Below are 18596 nucleotides of genomic sequence, written 5' to 3' on the forward strand. Positions count from 1 at the left end.
CCCGCGTTTCCTGATTCCAAACCAAGTCGAGCTAAAAATGTCAGACCCTGGTGAGAGGGTTTATTCATGGGAAGTATTGGGGAGATGTTGGCGCGTCGGGCAGCGATGTCTGGCGTCGCGTTGCGCCCCCGACGCGTTCCCCGAGGAAGCCACACCGTTCCTGCCAACGAGCTGGCGGCCCATGAAAGCCCGACGGCGGCAGTCCCCGGTTCGGAGAACGCCAGGGCCATTGCGCTAGTTCGCGGCATTGAACCACGGCCCTTCTCAGACCCTAATGAAGCCGTCCCTGACGTCGAGCCTGCTACCCAAGGACTTGAGGATGCGCCGGGACTTGAGGATGCGCGGGGGCTTGGGGATGCGCCAGCACCTGGGGCTGCGTTGGCACCTGAGCATGCGCCAGTACCTGAGCATGCGCCGGGACTTGGTGATGCGCTGGCTGAAAGCGCTCAGGCGTTGGAATCTCTGCGTTCCGCCACTGCGGCCGGTGCCCTGGTATTCGGCTTTACCGAGGCCGCGGGTTTCGCCGGGCGGCTGGAGGAGATTGCCCGGACCGTGGAGTACCTGCAGGTCATCGCGGCGCACGCCGTGGAGCGGACCCGCACTCAAGCCCAGCAGTCACGGCCCTCATCCGCGGCGGGCACGGGATGGCAGACAGGCTGGACCAACCCCGGAACCACCGGCTCGGACTCAGCCGGGGCTGCTGCTGGATCCGATGTTCCTGGTGGATCCGCTACTACTGCGGGGCCAGGTGTTGTGGCTTCGGCAGTAGTTGTTACTGCGGCAGACGCTGCTGCGGTGGCCGATGATGGCTACCGGAACGCCGCGGAATTCCTGCGCGCGAGCCTGCGGATCAGCAAAAGCGAAGCCAGCCGCCGCCTCGCCCTGGCCTCCCAGGTCCTACCCCGGACCGGAATCGCCGGGCAGGAGATCCCGCCCCGCCGCGAAATCCTCGCCCAAGCCCTCGAAACCACACAGATACCCACCCGGTCCGCGAGCATCATCAGCGCCGCCCTGGACAAAGTACGCCTCCTCACCGACGACGACACCCTCACCCGGATGGAACACGCCCTCACCGCAACAGCAGTGGAAACCGACCCGGACTTCGTCACCAAAATGGCCAAACGCTGGGTCGATTCGATCGACCAAGACGGTCCCGAACCCAGCGAAGAAATCCTCCGCCAACTCCAAGGCGCGTTCTTCCGCCGCCGACGCCGCCACGGGCTCCACCACATCGAAATCTTCGCCACCGCCGAACAATACGAAACCCTCACCACCGCCATGAACACCGCCACCAACCCACGACTCACCACCGGACACAGCAACATCACTGGGGAGGGCGGCGGGACGAACAATGCCAGCGGCGAAGGTGACGAGAGCGTTGACGGGAACGGCGGCGACACCGGCGAAGGCGACGAGAGGGTTGACGAGAGCGGCGGCGGGAACAAACCAGCGGGCGTGGACCTGGACCGGCGTTCCCGGCCCATGAAACTCCTCGACGGACTCGTCGGAGCCTGCGCAGTCGCCATGACGACCGGGAAACTGCCAGCCAACGGCGGACTCCGCCCCCAGGTCACGACCACCATCAACGTGCGCGACCTCTTCCAACAACTCAACGGCGCGGTCAACGCCACCACAACCGGCGCGGCAGCCACCACCCCGCCCGGCGCAGCCACCACCGCCACCACCGGATCTGGCGCGCAACACCCCCGGACCAGCACCGGCACAGCAACGTTCCTGGGTCCGATGCACCCGAACACCATCCGCAAAATCGCCTGCGACGCCGACATCCTCCCCGTCCTGCTCGGAACCGACTCCCGCGTCCTGGACATCGGCCGCACCACCCGGATCTTCCCACCCCACATCCGCAAAGCCATCACCGCCCGCGACGGCGGCTGCGCGTTCCCCGACTGCACCATGCCCGCCCCCTAGTGCGAAGCCCACCACATCACCTACTGGTCACACGGCGGCACCACAGGAACCGAGAACGGCACCCTGCTCTGCAGCCACCACCACGGCGTCATCCACAAAGAACAGTGGCGGATCGACATGAACACCGGCGTGCCCTGGTTCACCCCACCACCACACATCGACCCCAAACAAACACCCCGACGCAACCACCACCACACACCACTCAGAACATAAGAGGTCGTGGTTTGGGTATTGAAGTGCTGCCTATATGGCTGCCGGGAACTTGGCCTCAACAAGTTCAGTAGCGGTCAGGAATTCGTGGACATCAGGTAGACCAACGTGCCCGCAACAAACAGGATCAGCCATGCAGCGGTGAAGCATGCTCAACGCCCCAGCACAGGATGCAGATGCTCACTCTCAATCGCGACCCGGGCTTGAACCGCCCCTGCCTCGAGGGCATCAAAAACTGGTGCGCCCCGCAACGTCGCAGCAAGGAAGCCAGCCATGAATGCATCGCCGGCGCCGTTCGTATCCACTACGTCGGCGGGGACGGCTGGCACCTCATGCTGGGTGCCGTCCGCTTCCAAGGCGACGGCACCTTCCGCCCCGAGGGTACAGACGGCCAGCCGAGGCCCCCGCGCAAGGCAGGAATGCATGAGCGCCCACGGATCATCTGTCCTGTCGTCATTCATGAACACCACGCCGGCCGCCCTCAGGAACGGTTCATGGAAGGCCGAGGATCCGTCGTAGTCATGAAGGTCCACCCATTAAGGCGTCTGGTGAACCTCTTCGCGCTCCAGCAGCAGCACCCCAAATTCACTCAGGTCAATAACGGCAAGATTAGCTGCAGCCACCACGGCAGCCGCCCTAGCAACATCCTCCTCGGCCGGGGCGGAAGGCACCGAGACGTAGAGAGATACCCGGCTGCCGTCGTCGGTCATGAGATTGACGTGGCGCTCAGTTCGGTCGGAGGCAATCTTTTCTACGGTGACGCCGGCGTTGGTGAGCGCGCGGAGGACCCGCCCGCCGTCGTCGTCCGCCCCAAGTGGCGAGCACAAGCGCACGCCGATGCCCAGATCCGCAAGATGCACGGCTTTGCCCGCCGAGGTTCCGCCGACCGTCTCCCAGGCGCGTCGCGCGAACTGCATATGCGGGACGGGCTCGGGAAGGTGGTCCAAAAGGATGAGCTGGTTCCACGAGGCAGGGCCGCATACGGCAACGGTGGGAGTAGCAGGCATGGCACTATCCAAGCACGGTCCAGGTCCACGTTCCCGGAAACAAACCGGCCAGTTCAAAATCGTTGACACGTGACCAAATGGTCACCTATTCTGAAGCCATGGACGCCGTGTTTAAAGCACTGGCAGACCCCACCCGGCGGGAGCTGCTCGATGAGCTGTTCCGCGAGGATGGGCAAACCCTCACCGCCCTCGGAGCCCGGTTCGAGATGACCCGTTTCGGCATCGCCAAGCACCTTAAGTTGTTGGAGGATGCCGGACTGGTGGTCACGCGCCGCCGGGGACGCGAAAAGCTGCATTTCCTGAACCCCGTCCCCATTAGGCTCATCCATGACCGCTGGGTGAGCAAATACGCAGAACCATGGGCCGCTGCACTCAGCGACCTCAAATCCAGATTGGAAAGTCCCATGGAAAAGATCTTCGAGATTTACATCAAGACCACCCCGGAACGGCTCTGGGAAGCCATCACCAACAGCGAAATCCGCAGCAAATACCAGTTCGGGAACACGTTCACGGCGGACTGGACTCCTGGCGGCCGGTTTGAAATGCGGAACGTCAAAGCGGACGAGCCCTTGGGCGAGGGCGAGAACATCGAGGTCGATCCCCCGCGGCGGCTCGTCCAGACGATGCAAGCGCTGTGGGGCGAGGACGTCAAAGCTGAAGGAACATCGCGGATCACCTGGGAAATCGAACCCGTGGGCGATTCGTGCCACCTCACCGTCACGCACGATCAACTCCGCGAAGGCGCCAACGAGCAGCTGTACGGCGGCTGGCCCATGATCCTCTCCGGACTCAAGACCTGGCTCGAAACAGGCGAAACACTGACAACGCCCGGCTCGCTCATGTACGCCTAGCAGGTTAAGCCACGACGACGGCGGAACCTTCCCGCCGTCGTCGTCGCTACTTTTGCCTCCCGCCAGTCAGGCGACGGGAGAAGCCAGCTCCTCTTCAGAGAGCCATGCTGCCTGCATGGTGCCGAGCAGGTGCGGCGCGAAGTCTTCGCCGATTTCCAGCACCACGCGGCAACGCGCACCGCGCTGCTCCGGGAATCCCGCGTACTGGCCACGGAGGTCGCACACGGTCTGGCCACGGCTTGGACCGTTGGTTGTGTCTACCTCAACGCGGACGGTCGGCGCCACGGTCAGCTCCACTCCCCTCACGGCAATGGCAGCAGCCAGGGGATCGTGCATTGCTGAACACGCCCGCCCGAAGATGTCCACATAGAAGCCGAAGTAGTAGCCAAGCATCTCGCCGAGGGCCTGCAAAACGGGGTGCTCGGATTCCAGCAGTTCTTGGCGGTGGGTTTCCTCCAGGACGTTGGTCATGGTGACATCCAGTGGCACCAGCGTCACATTCCAGTCAGCAGCCAGTACTTCCGCCGCAGCCTCGGGGTCGTTGGCGATGTTGGCTTCCGCCACGGGCGTGATGTTTCCCGGGGCCAGGGCCGCGCCGCCCATGATGGTGATTTCGGCGATGAGCTCCGGCAGCTTGGGCTCCAACCTGAGAGCTTCGGCGATGTTCGTCAGCGGCCCGATTGCCACAACTCGCAGTTCCCCAGCATGCTTGTGCGCCAGCTGCACCAGGAGCTCAGCAGCCGTTGCCTTAACAGGCTCACGATCCGACGGAGTAAGCTCCACCCCGCCGATTCCGTTGCCGCCATGGACATGCGGCGCACCACCGTGGAAGGTGCCGACCTGCGGATCGTGCGCGCCGATCGCTACGGGAATGTCCGGGTGCCCGGCCAGTTTCAGCAGGTCCAGGGTGTTCCGGGCACCACCGGCGGCGCTGATATTGCCGCTCACGGTGCCGATGCCCACGAGTTCCGCTCTCGGGGTTGCGAGCAAATAGGCGAGGGCGAGGGCGTCGTCGATTCCCGTATCGCAGTCGAGGTAGAAGGGGGCGGCGGTGCGCTGGGTGGTCATGGTCTCTCGTTTCAGGATGTAGCGGTGTTGGGAAGAGGAGTGGCGCGGCGCGCGGTGCCGCGTGCCGCCGTCGGGCGTTAGATCTTTTCGCCCTTCGGCGCTGTGATGAACAGGCTGACGAGGAAGGCGAGGACGGTGATGGACACCGAAATCCATAGCGCCGCCGAGTACCCGGCTGCGGTGCCCTGACCGGCGAACGGTGCAACAACCACGACGCCGAGGCTCGCCCCGATGCCGAAGGAGGCGCCGTTGATTCCCGGCAGTGCGGCAGGTGCTTCCTTGGGCGAGAGCAGGACGGACAGCCCGTTGATGGCAGTAAGGAAGAAGCCGTTGTAGAAGATGCCCAGGGCCGCGATGGCGATGAGAACGGCCACTTGGTTATCGGCAAACAGTGCAGCAGCAATGGCGCAGACCAGGCTCGTGGCCGTGCCGACGCGGACGGTCTTGATCCAGCCACGGCGGTCGGCAATCCAGCCAGCGAGCGGTGCCGCGAACACGCCGATCAGTGCCGCCGGGGTCAGGAACAGCAGCGCTGCGACCGAGGCCGGCAGGCCGAAGCCGTTTTCCTTGTCCTGGCTGAGGAGCACGACGGTGAAGTTGATGATGGCGAAGATTCCCGCGAGCATCAGCACAGTGGTGGCGATGACCGGCCATACCTGGCGCGAACGGAGATGGTGGACGGCGACCAGCGGCGTGGAGCGTTTCTTCTCGATGAGCCAGAACGCGGTGAAGGAAGCGATGCTGCCAGCCAGCAGGCCAAGCGCGGCAGGTGAGGTCCAGCCGGCCGAAGAACCAGTAGAGACGAAGTAGGTAAGGAAGACCAGGAACACGGACAGGGAACCTGCGCCCCACCAGTCCATGCGACCGGGAGCCACGGCGGATTTCCCGCCCGGGACAACTTTGATGACGCAGACGACGGCGATCGCGGCCAGGGCGAGGACGGCAACGAAGATCGACTGGAAGCCGAGTGTTTCAGCCATAAGCCCACCGAAGTAGCCATCAACACCGCCCACACCACCGTTGATGGCGGCGATGATGCCGATGGACGTGCCGAAGAGTCGGGCGGGCAAGTATTCGTTGAGCACTATGTAGGAGAGCGCGAAGATGGCGCTCGAGACACCCTGCATGAAACGGCCAGTGACCAGCAGAGGCAGGTTCGGGGCGAAGATGCACAGCACAGTTCCAGCGCCCATGATGGCCAGGACCAGCAGCAGTGCGGTGCGGCGGCCGATGAAGTCGCTCCAGCGTCCAATCACGGGTCCGGAGATGGCGCCGGCCAGGAAGAACATCGACTGCACCTGCGCCACAGCTTCGGGCGTTTCGCCAAAGAAGGAGCCGATGTGCGGGAGTGCCGGCGTGATCATGCTGGCGTTGAGCTGGAACGACAATACGGCGAGAACCAGCGTGGTGATCAGCAGGACTGCAGCCCGACCGCCGGGGCGGGTGTCCGACGTCGCTTCTAAGGTTTCGGAAGACTGCGTCTCTACCGCTGTGTTGGGGATATTCACATCAAACTCCTTTGTCCGAGGGCGCTGGCGGCGCCACGAGATGTGAGTTGTTATACAAGCATGTATTACGAGCTTGTGCAACCTATCACATTTTTCGGGTACAGTGTCCGTAACCAAACCCAAGCGAGGCACCCTTGACCGACAATGCCGTCCAGTTCCTGTCCCGACCCATTGCGCCCCAACCCGGCCAGCCTTTGCGCGTTGCGGCATACTCACGCATCGCCGAGGCAATCAGGACCAAGCTCCTCCCTCCTGGCTCGTTGCTCCCCACGGAGACCGAGCTGGGCGTCATGATGGACGTCAGCCGCACCGTGATCCGGGAAGCGCTGATGCTGTTGGAGGAAGACGGACTCACCAGGGCACGGCGGGGAGTCGGACGATTCGTGGCTGACTCACTGCCCCGGATTGGCATCGAACACATCCGTCCGTTCGATCAACTCCTTGGCGGCCCGGACCAGGACATCCAGGTCAAACGCGTTGCTGCGGTCAAACAGCCTGCCTCGGAATTTGTGGCCCCCGGAATCGGCGTGGAGCCCGGCCAGGACGTCTGGTTTTGGGAAAGCGTGCTGATCCGCAATGGCGAACCTGTGGCCCACCTACAGGAAAACGTCGCGCAAGGCATCCCCGAGGCTGAGGCACTCTCAGAAGCAGCCGAAGCTCCCACCCTTTCGGCTTCCACGCTTTTGGAGGTCCTCAGCGGGCTTCCGGGGTCGTCGCTTGGACCTGGCGAATGCGAAATCAGCCTGAGTACGGCCGGTCCCAGCCGCGCAAAGTTGCTGGATCTTCGCCCCTCCGAGCCGGTTCTGGTGCTCACTCAATACGTCCGCCGCAAGGGCTCCCCGTTCTACCTGGCCAAATGCCTCGTGGCTGCCAAGGCCGGTCACCTCTCCGTTATCCAGTCCTCCTGAATCCTCCCGAAAGGGTCCTTCCATGAGCTCCTCCCCTCAGTCTTCCGCGCCCATTTTGCCTCCCACGAGCACCGCCCTCACCGTTGTAGGCAGCATCAACCTCGACATCACGGCTACCGCCAGCCGCCTCCCGACGCCGGGTGAAACCGTTGGCGGCGCCGTCCTCCGTCAGCAGCCCGGCGGCAAGGGCGCCAACCAGGCCGTGGCTGCAGCCCGGCTCGCAGGCACCTCCCGCATGGTGGGGGCAGTAGGCCGGGACGAAGCAGGCCGCAGCCTCCTGAACGCCATGGCGAGTGCCGGCGTCGACGTCCAGGACATCGCGCAGGTGGATGACGCCACAGGGACAGCATTGGTTCTGGTGGACGGCGAAGGCGAGAACCAGATTGTTGTGTGCCCGGGCGCGAATGCCGACGTGTCCGTGGAGGGAGTCTCCTTCGCGGAGGAAGAAGCAGTCCTCTGCCAACTCGAAGTTGACCAGGACGTGGTGCTGGAAGCCGCCCGCCGGACCAAAGGCTACTTTGCCCTCAACGCAGCGCCTGCTGCGCCCATCATTCCGGAGCTCCTGGAGCGCTGCGACCTGGTGATCGTGAACGAGACCGAGTACGCCCTTATCCCTGCCCTTCGCGCGGCGCCCCTGGTTGCCGTGACGTATGGGGGCGAGGGCTCGGCGATCTTTGAGCACGGCGAACGCGTGGCCGAAGCTCCTGCGGTTCGGGTCACGGATATCGCGAACACGATCGGAGCCGGCGATGCTTTCTGCGCCGCGCTGGTCCTGGCCCTCCGCTCCGGACTGGAGCACAGCCACGCCCTGGCAGTGGCCAACGCCGTGGGCGCGGATGCTGTCCGGGATGCTTCGTCACAGCCTGCGCTGAAGTCGCTGGAGCACTACGTTGAGGCGACGCGAACGTCTTTCGGGGCCTGATCAGGCGGTTTAGCCCACGATCCGGAACTCGTCGAACTCCCCCGTGGCATCGGAAACCTCGAATTCAATATTCGCAATGCGACCAGGTGCCCGTGGTGAATGGAGCCAACTCACCAGCGCCTCGGCATCGGCTACGGATCCCTCGGCGACCACCTGCACGGATCCGTCGCGATTATTCCGGACGGTCCCCCTCAGCATGAGCTCATCCGCTTTGCGAGCAGTCCAGTAGCGGAATCCCACGCCCTGAACCACGCCGGTGATGCGGGCTGTGACTCTTAACGTCTCATCGCCATAGCGGTTTTCCAGCGACTCAGTCATGGACCAAATCTAGCCGCGTGCACCCGTGATGCCGAGTGCTTGGCCAACGAAACCCGCCCTTGTCCGCTCTCCTCACCGTACAAGGGCGAGAGGAGCGAACAAGGGCGGGCCTGGCGTGGCTGAAGCGTTTTCTCCAAGTCCCAACTCCAACTTGGAGCAAATTTGGAGGTCGGACTTGGCTCCGCCCACGAAACCCGCCCTTGTTCGCTCTCCTCACCGTTCAAAGGCGGGGGTGGCGAACAAGGGCGGGTTTCAGCGGGAAAGGAGTCAGCCCACCACGATGTCGTGCGTCGCGTGGTCGTACGTGAAGGTGACCGGGCCGCCGTCGTGGTTCAACTCGTGGTTGGCACCGTCCCGGACTCCGAACGCGCCATAGTTCTCATCCCATGAACGGTTCAGCGCGATCTTGTACGTATAGAAACCGGCCGGCAGTTCAGCCGTCAGCGTCCACAGCTGAACCAGCGGGTTGAACTCCATCTGGACTTCGTCGTACTGGGGAGCCCAGTCTTCCGGAGCGCCCAGGATCTTGTTGAAGTCACCCGCGATCGCGACGGCGTCCGGCTGCGGCAGGGTCTCGACGGCGGGAGCCGCCGCTGCCTTCGCAGGAGCCTTCCGTGTGGAAGCCTTCTTCGCGGCCGGCGCAGCCTTGGTGGCGGTCGCTTTAGTAGCGGCAGCCTTCGGCGCAGACACCTTCGCGGCAGCTACCTTCGGTTCTGCGGCAGCCTTCGGAGCTGCAGCCTTCTTCGACGTTGCCGCACGCTTCGTCTTGGCCTTTGCGGGCGGGGCCGTAGGCACGGGAACATCGGCTGGTACCGGTGTTCCGGCGTCGAGGGCCTCGGCGAAAGCCGAAACGTCAGGGAAGGCGACCGTCGCCCGCAGTCCGTCGTCCGGGATGGTCCATCCCGAACGCCCCTTGACCAGCCAGCCGGCCTTGACCAGCTTTGCCGATGCCGACGTCAGGGTTTTGTGGCCGCGGGGAATGCCCCCACTGAGAAGTTCAGCCTCATGGTCGTTGAAAGGAACGCGTCCGATGGCCTCTGCCAGGACTTCCCCTGCGTTCAGCGAGGCTCCAGACCATACGCCCTCAGCGAGGATGTCCAGTACGGCCTTCAGACGAAGGTTGGTGTTCTCGGCGGTGTTGGCGCCCATGCTTCTCCTTCTACGGTGAATAATCCCTTGCAGTTTGCCAATGAATTGTTAATTCGCGCGACTGATATTGGTAAACACCGTGTGTCGTGACCGAGTATGACATTCCCGAGGCCGGAAGTGATCGACGGGTCTCGCCTCGAGCACCATTTCAGCGCTTATTGCGGCGGCACCGACGCCTTGACCCACTCGGTCACTTCGTCCAGCAATACGGCTTTCCGGGCATCGCTGGCGAACGAGGAGCGGATCGAGTTTGCCGCCAAAGTGGCCTGCTCCGGAACCGAGAACTCGAGGACCTTGGCCAGCTGCTCGAAGTTGTCGTCTACATAGCCGCCAAAGTAGGCGGGGTCGTCGGAGTTCACGCAAACGTTCAAACCGATGGCAAGCATCTCCGGCAATGGATGGTCGGCCAGCTTGTCCACCGCACGCAGGCGAACGTTGGATAGCGGGCAAACCGTCAGGGGCACCTGCTCGGCGACGAGCCGCTGCACCACTTCCGTGTCTTCCATGCAGCGGATACCGTGATCAATCCGCTCCACGTGCAGCACGTCCAGGGCCTCGGTGATGTAGGCGGCCGGCCCTTCCTCGCCCGCGTGGGCGATCCTTCGCAACCCGGCCTCACCTGCACGCTGATACAACCGCTCAAATTTCGACGGCGGATTGCCCACCTCTGCTGAATCCAGCCCGATGCCGACGATGGGCGCGTGCATCGCGAGGAGCTGGTCCAGCACTTCAATCGCGGAGTCCTGGGACATGTCCCTGAGGAAGGCCGCTATGAGGAGCGTCGAAACGCCGAAATCTTCCTCTGACGTCGCCAACGCATTCGCGATCCCATTGACGCACACCTCAAGCGGGACACCCCTGGACACATGCGCCTGGGGATCCATCATGATCTCCGCATGGCGCACTCCCCCGGCGGCGGCGCGCTGAAGATAAGCGCGGGTCATGTCGGTAAAGTCCTGCTCGGTCTGCAGGACGGCCATGTTGGCGTAGTACAGGTCAAGGAAGGATTGCAGGTCCGTAAATTCGTACTTTTCCCGCAGTTCTTCGATGTCCTCATACGGCAGTTCGATGCCGTTGCGCTCGGCCAGGGCAAAGATCAGCTCTGGCTGGAGAGTCCCTTCGATGTGCAGGTGCAGTTCGGCAACCGGGGGCGCCGTCGTCGTCGTTTTCTCGCCAAAAGTTTCCACTCGACAACTCTAGGCCCCATATCCGCACGTGTCCCGGAGCACTCAACTTGGTTCTTCGCCGCGGGACCCCCAAACTGAAAGGATGCAGACTTTCCTCCCTTTCGCCGATTTCCGTGAGAGCGCCGCGGCGCTCGACACCTCAAGGCTCGGCAAACAGCGCGTCGAAGCCCTCCAGGTCCTCCGCGCACTGGTCATCCCGGAGTACGGTTGGCAGCAGCACCCGGCCGTCCGTATGTGGATGGGCCACGTCCCCGCCCTCACCATGTACGGCCTGGCAATGGCCGACGAGTGGATCCAGCGCGGCCACCCGGACAACACCCGCAACAATATCGCGGAGTTCGCACCCCAGGCTGCACACCCGGATTACGCCTCCCGGATCATCATGCCGCCGTGGCTGGGCTACGAGGACCTGCACCTCAGCCACCGCTCCAAGCTCATTGGCAAGGACCCCAAGTTCTACGGACCGCTCTTCCCGGGCGTCGAAGAAAAGCTCGAATACATCTGGCCCGAGCCCAAGCACGAATTCCACCCTGAAGACCCTGAAGAGGACCGTCTCTGGATCCTGCGGGCCAATGTGGAAGACATCCGCCCGGAACAGCTCACCACTGTGAGCATGCCTCCTCACGGCAAGGCCAAGGCTGCCGCAGATTCAGAATCCGGCGAGTACCAATTTGTGTACGCGGAAGAGAAGTCCCGCCGCCAGCTCAAGGGCCCCAAAAAGCGTCCTGCCAAGGTACTGGAGAAGAAGCCCACGCGGAAACGCCAAGCCCAGGAAGCTGCATTCAATACTCTTCCCGGCAAGACCGAGATCGCCGTCCCGTTCGACGGCGGCCAGATCTTCGCCGTCGGGCTGGTCCAGGGACGGCCTATCACGGTTGAGGGTAAGTTCGCCCGGAACTTCGAAGTCACTGACGTGGTCAAGCGCTCCGACTTCGATTACCCGGCACTGCTGCAGGATCCGCGGGTCTTCTTCCCGATCCCCGCACCGGCACAGTAACCGCTGGAGACGGCCATGGATTTCCAGCACATCATCGAAGAAGTCGGCCGGTACATGGACTTCGCCGGCGTGGCAGTCATGGTGGTTGGGGCGCTGGTTTCCATCCCACTCGCCTTGCGCGGATACCAACCCAAGCGCGCCAGTGGCCTGGCCCCGTTTTCTCCTTATCGGGCCTACCGGCAATTGCTGGGACGGTCCATCCTCCTGGGCCTTGAGCTCCTGGTGGCCGCCGACATCATTAGGACAGTCGCTGTGACGCCCACGTTTGAGAGCGTGGGCGTCCTGGCGATCATCGTGCTGATCCGGACGTTCCTGAGCTTCTCGCTTGAGTTGGAGATCACTGGCCGCTGGCCGTGGCAGAAGGAAAAGGACCACGACGGCGGCAGTTCAGTTCCGGATGGCTCGTCGGTTCCGTCGTAGTCACTCCGTCGTAGCTTGCTCCGCTGTCAAAACCCGCCCTTGTTCGCCCATCATCCCGTAGTACGGCATGACAGGCGAACAAGGTGGGGTTTCGTCGGCTGCGGCTGGCTACTTCCCGAGTCCTGCCCGACGAAGTGCCTCGGCCATAGCTGTGTTGGCGGGAGCTTCAGACTGCTGCGGCTTGCCCTGGCGACGGTCACCCTGACCCGGCTGGCCACCACCGCGCTGACCAGGCTGACCACCGCCACGCTGACCCGGCTGACCACCGCCGCGCTGACCAGGCTGACCACCGCCACGCTGACCCGGCTGACCACCTGAGCGCTGCCCTCCAGCATCTCGTGCACCCGGGTTACCTCCGCCAGGGTTACCTCCACCCTGAGCACGCCCGCCGGAGCCGCGGCCGCCCGCGGTGCCGGGCTCGTCGTCGAGCCTTAAGGTCAGGGAGATGCGCTTGCGCTCGGGATCGGCCTCAAGCACCTTGACCCGCACTACCTGACCGGATTTCACGATCTCGCGGGGGTCCGAGACGAATTTGTTGGACAGTGCTGACACGTGGACCAGGCCGTCCTGGTGCACTCCGACGTCCACGAAGGCACCGAACGCGGCAACGTTGGTGACTGTGCCTTCCAGGATCATGCCGGGCTTGAGGTCGGAAATCTTTTCAATGCCCTCGGAGAACGAAGCTGCCTTGAACGCGGGCCGGGGGTCGCGGCCCGGCTTCTCGAGCTCGGTCATGATGTCCTTGACGGTGGGCAGGCCGAACGTGCCGTCAACGAATGTCTGCGGATCCAGTGAAGTGGTGGGCCCGCCGCCAGCCGCGACGAGGATCTTGCGGGCAACGGAGTAGGCCTCGGGGTGCACGCTGGAAGCATCCAACGGCTCCGCTCCCCCGGTGATCCGGAGGAAGCCTGCACACTGCTCGAACGCCTTCGCTCCAAGCCGGGGCACCTTCTTGAGGTCGCTCCGCTTGGCAAATGGCCCATTCTCGTTTCGGTACGCCACAATGTTTTCACTCAGCAACGGTCCGACGCCGGCCACACGGCTCAGCAGCGCGGGGGACGCCGTGTTGACGTCCACGCCCACGGCATTCACGCAGTCTTCCACCACAGCGTCCAGTGAGCGGTCCAGCTTGGCGGCGGTGACATCGTGCTGGTACTGGCCCACGCCGATGGACTTGGGTTCGATCTTCACCAGTTCGGCCAGCGGATCCTGAAGCCGGCGGGCAATGGAGACAGCGCCGCGGAGCGACACGTCCATGCCGGGGAGCTCGGAAGCTGCCAGGGCCGACGCGGAGTACACGGAAGCTCCAGCCTCGGAAACAACGAGCTTCTGGACACCCTTGGAACCTGCGGCTTCGAGGGACTTGATGAGCTCGGTTGCCAGCTTGTCGGTTTCACGGGACGCTGTGCCGTTGCCGATCGCCACGAGTTCCACGTTGTACTGCTTGGCGAGGCGGCCAAGGGTGGCCAAAGCCTCGTCCCATTTCCTTGCGGGCGCGTGGGGATAGATGGTGTCCGTGGCAACCACCTTGCCAGTGCCATCGACCACCGCCACCTTAACTCCGGTGCGGAGTCCCGGGTCCAGTCCAAGCGTCGAGCGGTTGCCGGCAGGCGCAGCGAGCAAGACATCACGCAAGTTCGCGGCGAAGACCCGAACAGCTTCATCCTCGGCGTCTGCAAACATGCGTCCGCGAAGATCCGTGGTGAGGCGGTCCAGGATGCGACCGCGCCAGGCGAGCTGGGCAGTCTGGGTGAGCCAGAGGTCGGCGGGACGGCCGTGGTTGGCGACCCCAAGGCACTTGGCCACAGCGTTCTCGTAGCGGCCGCGGGCGGCGGCCAGGGCGTCGTCGTCGGCGGGGTCTGCTTCGGCGAGATCCAGCTCAAGTACGCCATCCTTTTCACCCCGCAACAAGGCGAGCACCCGGTGCGACGGCATTCCGGACGGGACTTGCGTGAACTCGAAGTAATCCTTGAACTTCTGGCCTTCGGCCTCCATGCCCTTCTTGACACGGGAGACCATGCGCCCCTGCTTCCAGAGCCTCTCACGCAGGTCCTCGGCCAAGTCAGGGTCTTGGGCGACGCGCTCCACCAGGATCGCGCGGGCGCCCGCGAGCGCGGCGGCAGAATCCTCAATGGAGTGCTCGGCGTTGAGGTACTTGGCGGCTTCGGTTTCGGGGTCCAGCTGTGGGTTGGCGAGCAGGACGTCGGCCAGCGGCTCCAGCCCGGCTTCGCGGGCAATCTGTGCCTTGGTGCGACGCTTGGACTTGAAGGGCAGGTACATGTCCTCCAGCCGCGCCTTGGTGTCAGCACCGACGACGGCGGCTTCCAGTTCCGGGGTCAGCTTGCCTTGGGCTGCTATCGCCTCGAGAACGGTCCTGCGCCGCTCTTCCAGCTCACGCAGGTAGCGGAGGCGTTCCTCAAGGTCGCGCAGCTGGGTGTCATCGAGCGTCCCGGTGACTTCCTTGCGGTAGCGGGCGATGAAGGGAACGGTGGATCCGGCGTCGAGCAGTTCCACCGCGGCCTTGACCTGCCAGGCCTTCACGCCGAGTTCGTTGGCGATGAGGTCATGGATGGCAGAATCGGCTGACTGGTGCTGGAGAGATTGAGTCACCCTGACAGTTTGCCTCACATGACCGACAGTTTTCAGGTCCGGGTTCCGGAAAGCCTATGCCGGGAGCGCTGTTAGTGCTGTAGTTGGAGCATGCAGGAACTGCTCATCATCCTTCAGGACGGGTTTGTTTCCGATGACGTGAGCGTGACCGTCAACGGCAAGGAAGCTGTGTCCGAACGGGATGTGTCTACCAAGATGCTGTTGGGAATGGCCGACGAAATCACGGTGGAGCTGCCGGCGAAAGGCGCCACGGTGGGAGTTGAAGTCCGCAGCAGAAAGCTCAGCGCAACGAAAAAGCTCGCTGGTAAACCCAGGAGCCTGATTGTCTCCATAGAGGATGACGAACTCGTGCTGCGCGAAGGAACGGGCCGCGAGGCGTTCCTCTGACGGGGAGCGCTTCGCGGCGGCTGGATTACCTGGATTACTGGATTACAGCGGGCCGGTTGGCCGCTAGTGGGACATGTGCTCCTTGGAGGAGATGTGCTCCACCATTTCGCCCACGCGCTGTTCTGCGTAGTGGTTGCGGGCAATATCTCCCTGGCTGATGATGCCTACCAGCTTGTGATCCTTGATGACGGGAAGACGGCGAACCTGATGCTCTTCCATCATGTTGATGGCTTCGTCAACGTTGGCATCAGCGTCAATCCAGTACGGCTTACCGGTGGCGAGTTCGCTTGCCCGGACTTCGCGGGCGTCCCTTCCCTCGGCCAGACACTTGACCACGATGTCGCGGTCAGTGATGAAGCCGGTCAGCCTGCCGTCATTGCCGCAGATGGGAAGTGAACCGCAGTCCAAGTCCCTCATCATGCGGGCGGCGTCCTGAAGAGTCTGGTCCTCCGGAATGCACTGGGCATCCGTCGTCATGAATTCACGTACGACACTCATGGGTCCTCCTTCATCGAATGGGGTTCATCGACGCGGGGTCCTTCGGCTCCGACGCCGATGTTGCCAGCCTACGCTTGGCTGCTGCGGCTGACTAGGCGATCCGGCGGGTTGCCGGGCAGAAAATTTAGATGCCTCCCTAGATATAATCCATTCGGTGGAGTATCCTCGTTTTGGGTTACACACGGCTTCTGGGCATGGCCACTTTCACCCCCTTTGGGACTCCTCACATGCATCGCCCCGCCCTGAACCGTCATGCCGTCCATCTGGTCATCCTGTGATGGACGAACGCATATTGACTGCTTACAGAGCGAGAAAGATCCTCACATGGACACCCCCAACGTCCCCGGCACCCACTACAACCCTGTCCCCAGCAACCCCTCTGACATCCCGTTTCCGTCCGCTTCTAGGCCTGAGGCTTTTGGACCCCACGCTTTTGGGGCCCAGCCCAGCATGTTGACATGGCCCTCCGAAGACTGGTGGCGGTGCTGGCGCTCCGCTCCCGTGAGCGGCCGCTATGAAGGCAACCAGGCAGGCAATGGCCCTGTCGGCAGCGCATTGGATCTCCGCTTGGACGTCGATCCCCGCCAAGGCGTGGAATCTCCGGTGCTGAACAAAGTCAGCGGCGATCTATACAGCACCCGCTGGGTTAAAGCCGGTGGCGTCAACCAACTGGTGAAGACCTATGTGGAGTCATGGATCGTGGATACCCCGATTGTCACCATGACCCGCGCGGAGGCACATATCACGGGAACCGTCCGCTTCTGGAAAGGGACGCATCCCGCCACAACGGTGGAAATCACCGTGTCCTGGTCCCACGGCGCAATCACTGGCGCAGTGGTCACGTTCACGGCGGGCGGCGTTGCCGGGCAGCCATACGCGTGTACCTACCGCTCGGGCTGTTTCCGCGATATGAACCTTGAGCTCGACTACTGCACGTCCGTGGACATCGAACCCAAAGCGCCCGTTTACAACAGCCACTTACACAACAACCGCCCTGCGGACCTGGCGAACCGGACCATCACCATCGAGTCCGCGTACCGCGACGCGGGCGTCGCCGTCACCATCGATCCGGTCCATACAGTGATCGATGACAGTGCTGCCGGCTTCGCCTCGTGGAACGTCGGCGAACTTCACGATGCCATGGAGACCTCCTTCGGCAAGTTCAACTCCGGATGGCCTGCCTGGAACCTTTGGGGCGTGCAGGCAGGTCTCTTCGACACCGCCGGAGTTGGGGGCATTATGTTCGACGCCGCTGCAGGCTTTGGCGGCGCGGGTCGCGGCCCTGATCGCCAGGGTTTTGCAGTTTTCCGTAACCACTCCTGGTTCACCAACCTGGTCTCCAATCCCACCACGCAGGACCAGGCCTGGGCGATGCGCCACTTCCTGTACACGTGGGTCCACGAGGCAGGGCACGCTTTCAACTTCCTGCATGCGTGGGACAAGGCGAGGCCGGATTCCTTGTCGTGGATGAACTACGACTGGAAATACGATCAGCGCAACGGCACGGATACATTCTGGGGCAACTTCCGGTTCAGGTTCGACGACGACGAACTGCTCCACATGCGCCATGGCGACCGCGCATCCGTGATTATGGGTGGAGATCCGTGGGCTTCCGGTGGGCATCTGGAATCCCCTGCCGGCGCCATGACCGTCTCCGGACCAGGCAGCGATATTGAACTGACGCTCTCAGCCAAGAGCCACTTCGACTATATGGAGCCTGTGTCCATTGAATTCCGCTTGCGCAACACCAGCGACGTTCCCGTGGTGGTGGACGGCCGGATGGATCCCAGGTTCGGGAACACCACCGTGTACGTGCAGAAGCCGGACGGAACCGTGGTGCTGCACGAATCCGTGGTCTGCTTCTACGGCCTCCCTGAACCGGTGACCTTGGAACCAGCCGCCGGCGTCACGAGCGATGGCAGCGACCGCTACAGCCAACTGGTACAGCTGGCATTTGGAGTGCAGGGCTTCGCTTTCGATGAGCCCGGCCAGTACCTGGTCCGCGCCATCTATTCCACCGAGGGCATCGTCCAGGCGTCCAACACCTTGCCGTTGCGGGTCGGCTTCCCGGTCACACGGGAGGAGGACCGGTTTGCACCCGAGTTCTTCACGCGGGAAGTAGGGCTCACGCTCGCCTTCGAAGGGTCCATGTCGCCGCACCTGAGCAAAGGGCTGGACGCCCTTACCGAGGCAGCCGAGCGGTTCGGCGGCGAGCCTTTGGGCGTCAAGGCGGCCACCGCCGTCGCGCAATCCGTGGGAGATGACTTCTATCGGCGCAAGGAAGACAAGATGGTGAAGCACCACAGCGCCGATCCTGAGCGGGCACTTGCGCTGACCGATGCCGGGCTTGCGAGCTACCAGGAGGGCAGCAGTGCGGCGAACAACCTGGCGTACCGGAACCTCGTGGAACTGCGGAGAGATCTGCATGTGAAGGCGGATAACACCGCAGCGGCAAAGTCAGAGGTGGAAACCCTCGCCAAAGATCTGGGCTCCCGCGGCGTGAACCCGATTGTCCTGGCCCAGGTCAAGGACCTGATCCCATCAACTCCGGCGGCCCGTTCCCGCCGGTCGGCTCCGAGGAAGCCTGCCAAATAGTCGTCGGATGGCTAGTCGGTAAATGGCTCCCC

18 protein-coding genes are annotated in these 18596 nt (G+C 63.3%); 9 read left to right on the forward strand and 9 right to left on the reverse strand.

Annotation, left to right across the window (positions count from 1 at the left end; all coding sequences use genetic code 11):
• Nucleotides 1-66 precede the first annotated feature (66 nt).
• Nucleotides 67-1929 carry a DUF222 domain-containing protein gene (locus AC1DCM_RS17040; RefSeq protein WP_477519130.1) on the forward strand — a complete coding sequence of 621 codons (1863 nt, stop codon included), beginning with the start codon at nt 67-69 and terminating at the stop codon, nt 1927-1929.
• A gap of 15 nt (nt 1930-1944) precedes the next feature.
• A complete protein-coding gene (locus tag AC1DCM_RS17045; RefSeq protein ID WP_477519176.1) occupies nt 1945-2142 on the forward strand; it encodes a hypothetical protein in 198 nt (65 codons plus the stop codon).
• Nucleotides 2143-2291: 149 nt separating this feature from the next.
• Here the strand turns inward: AC1DCM_RS17045 and AC1DCM_RS17050 are convergent, their stop codons facing one another.
• Nucleotides 2292-2672, reverse strand: coding sequence for a carbohydrate kinase family protein (locus AC1DCM_RS17050; RefSeq protein ID WP_477519131.1), 381 nt, complete (start codon nt 2670-2672; stop codon nt 2292-2294).
• A gap of 3 nt (nt 2673-2675) precedes the next feature.
• Nucleotides 2676-3146: a PfkB family carbohydrate kinase gene (locus AC1DCM_RS17055; protein WP_477519132.1), complete on the reverse strand. Its 471-nt coding sequence runs from the start codon at nt 3144-3146 to the stop codon at nt 2676-2678.
• A 98-nt stretch (nt 3147-3244) separates the two neighbouring features.
• On the opposite strand from AC1DCM_RS17055, the gene AC1DCM_RS17060 reads away from it, so the two are divergent.
• Entirely contained in the window at nt 3245-3997 is a 753-nt protein-coding gene (locus AC1DCM_RS17060; RefSeq protein WP_216926161.1) for an ArsR/SmtB family transcription factor, read from the forward strand.
• 66 nt (nt 3998-4063) lie between these two features.
• On the opposite strand, the gene AC1DCM_RS17065 is transcribed toward AC1DCM_RS17060, so the two are convergent.
• Both AC1DCM_RS17065 and AC1DCM_RS17070 read right to left on the reverse strand, forming a co-directional pair.
• Nucleotides 4064-5065 carry a nucleoside hydrolase gene (locus tag AC1DCM_RS17065; RefSeq protein ID WP_477519133.1) on the reverse strand — a complete coding sequence of 334 codons (1002 nt, stop codon included), beginning with the start codon at nt 5063-5065 and terminating at the stop codon, nt 4064-4066.
• 77 nt (nt 5066-5142) lie between these two features.
• On the reverse strand, nt 5143-6573 hold the full coding sequence (locus AC1DCM_RS17070) for an MFS transporter (protein ID WP_477519134.1): 1431 nt from the start codon (nt 6571-6573) through the stop codon (nt 5143-5145).
• Between the two features lie 134 nt (nt 6574-6707).
• Here AC1DCM_RS17070 and AC1DCM_RS17075 point away from each other — a divergent pair, with 134 nt between their 5' ends.
• Together AC1DCM_RS17075 and AC1DCM_RS17080 are read left to right on the forward strand one after the other, a co-directional pair.
• Nucleotides 6708-7481 carry a GntR family transcriptional regulator gene (locus AC1DCM_RS17075; RefSeq protein ID WP_477519135.1) on the forward strand — a complete coding sequence of 258 codons (774 nt, stop codon included), beginning with the start codon at nt 6708-6710 and terminating at the stop codon, nt 7479-7481.
• Nucleotides 7482-7503: 22 nt separating this feature from the next.
• Nucleotides 7504-8403: a ribokinase gene (locus AC1DCM_RS17080; RefSeq protein ID WP_477519136.1), complete on the forward strand. Its 900-nt coding sequence runs from the start codon at nt 7504-7506 to the stop codon at nt 8401-8403.
• A 9-nt stretch (nt 8404-8412) separates the two neighbouring features.
• Here AC1DCM_RS17080 and AC1DCM_RS17085 read toward each other — a convergent pair whose 3' ends face one another.
• The 3 genes from AC1DCM_RS17085 to AC1DCM_RS17095 form a co-directional block, all read right to left on the reverse strand.
• A complete protein-coding gene (locus AC1DCM_RS17085) occupies nt 8413-8721 on the reverse strand; it encodes an acylphosphatase (RefSeq protein WP_477519137.1) in 309 nt (102 codons plus the stop codon).
• Between the two features lie 267 nt (nt 8722-8988).
• A complete protein-coding gene (locus tag AC1DCM_RS17090; RefSeq protein WP_442002493.1) occupies nt 8989-9870 on the reverse strand; it encodes a pullulanase X25 domain-containing protein in 882 nt (293 codons plus the stop codon).
• A 155-nt stretch (nt 9871-10025) separates the two neighbouring features.
• On the reverse strand, nt 10026-11057 hold the full coding sequence (locus AC1DCM_RS17095; RefSeq protein WP_477519138.1) for an adenosine deaminase: 1032 nt from the start codon (nt 11055-11057) through the stop codon (nt 10026-10028).
• A gap of 82 nt (nt 11058-11139) precedes the next feature.
• On the opposite strand from AC1DCM_RS17095, the gene AC1DCM_RS17100 reads away from it, so the two are divergent.
• Together AC1DCM_RS17100 and AC1DCM_RS17105 are read left to right on the forward strand one after the other, a co-directional pair.
• The gene (locus AC1DCM_RS17100) at nt 11140-12054 is read left to right on the forward strand and encodes an MSMEG_6728 family protein (RefSeq protein WP_477519139.1); all 915 of its coding nucleotides are present in this window, start codon (nt 11140-11142) and stop codon (nt 12052-12054) included.
• Between the two features lie 15 nt (nt 12055-12069).
• Nucleotides 12070-12474, forward strand: coding sequence for a DUF1622 domain-containing protein (locus tag AC1DCM_RS17105; protein WP_442002490.1), 405 nt, complete (start codon nt 12070-12072; stop codon nt 12472-12474).
• 108 nt (nt 12475-12582) lie between these two features.
• On the opposite strand, the gene AC1DCM_RS17110 is transcribed toward AC1DCM_RS17105, so the two are convergent.
• A complete protein-coding gene (locus AC1DCM_RS17110) occupies nt 12583-15084 on the reverse strand; it encodes a Tex family protein (RefSeq protein ID WP_477519140.1) in 2502 nt (833 codons plus the stop codon).
• A gap of 90 nt (nt 15085-15174) precedes the next feature.
• On the opposite strand from AC1DCM_RS17110, the gene AC1DCM_RS17115 reads away from it, so the two are divergent.
• Nucleotides 15175-15471: a hypothetical protein gene (locus AC1DCM_RS17115; protein WP_216926150.1), complete on the forward strand. Its 297-nt coding sequence runs from the start codon at nt 15175-15177 to the stop codon at nt 15469-15471.
• A 63-nt stretch (nt 15472-15534) separates the two neighbouring features.
• On the opposite strand, the gene AC1DCM_RS17120 is transcribed toward AC1DCM_RS17115, so the two are convergent.
• Nucleotides 15535-15969: a CBS domain-containing protein gene (locus AC1DCM_RS17120; RefSeq protein WP_442002488.1), complete on the reverse strand. Its 435-nt coding sequence runs from the start codon at nt 15967-15969 to the stop codon at nt 15535-15537.
• Nucleotides 15970-16293: 324 nt separating this feature from the next.
• Here AC1DCM_RS17120 and AC1DCM_RS17125 point away from each other — a divergent pair, with 324 nt between their 5' ends.
• Nucleotides 16294-18564 carry a hypothetical protein gene (locus tag AC1DCM_RS17125; protein ID WP_477519141.1) on the forward strand — a complete coding sequence of 757 codons (2271 nt, stop codon included), beginning with the start codon at nt 16294-16296 and terminating at the stop codon, nt 18562-18564.
• Nucleotides 18565-18596: the final 32 nt, after the last annotated feature.

Source organism: Paenarthrobacter sp. 10N417 (genome assembly GCF_056394745.1).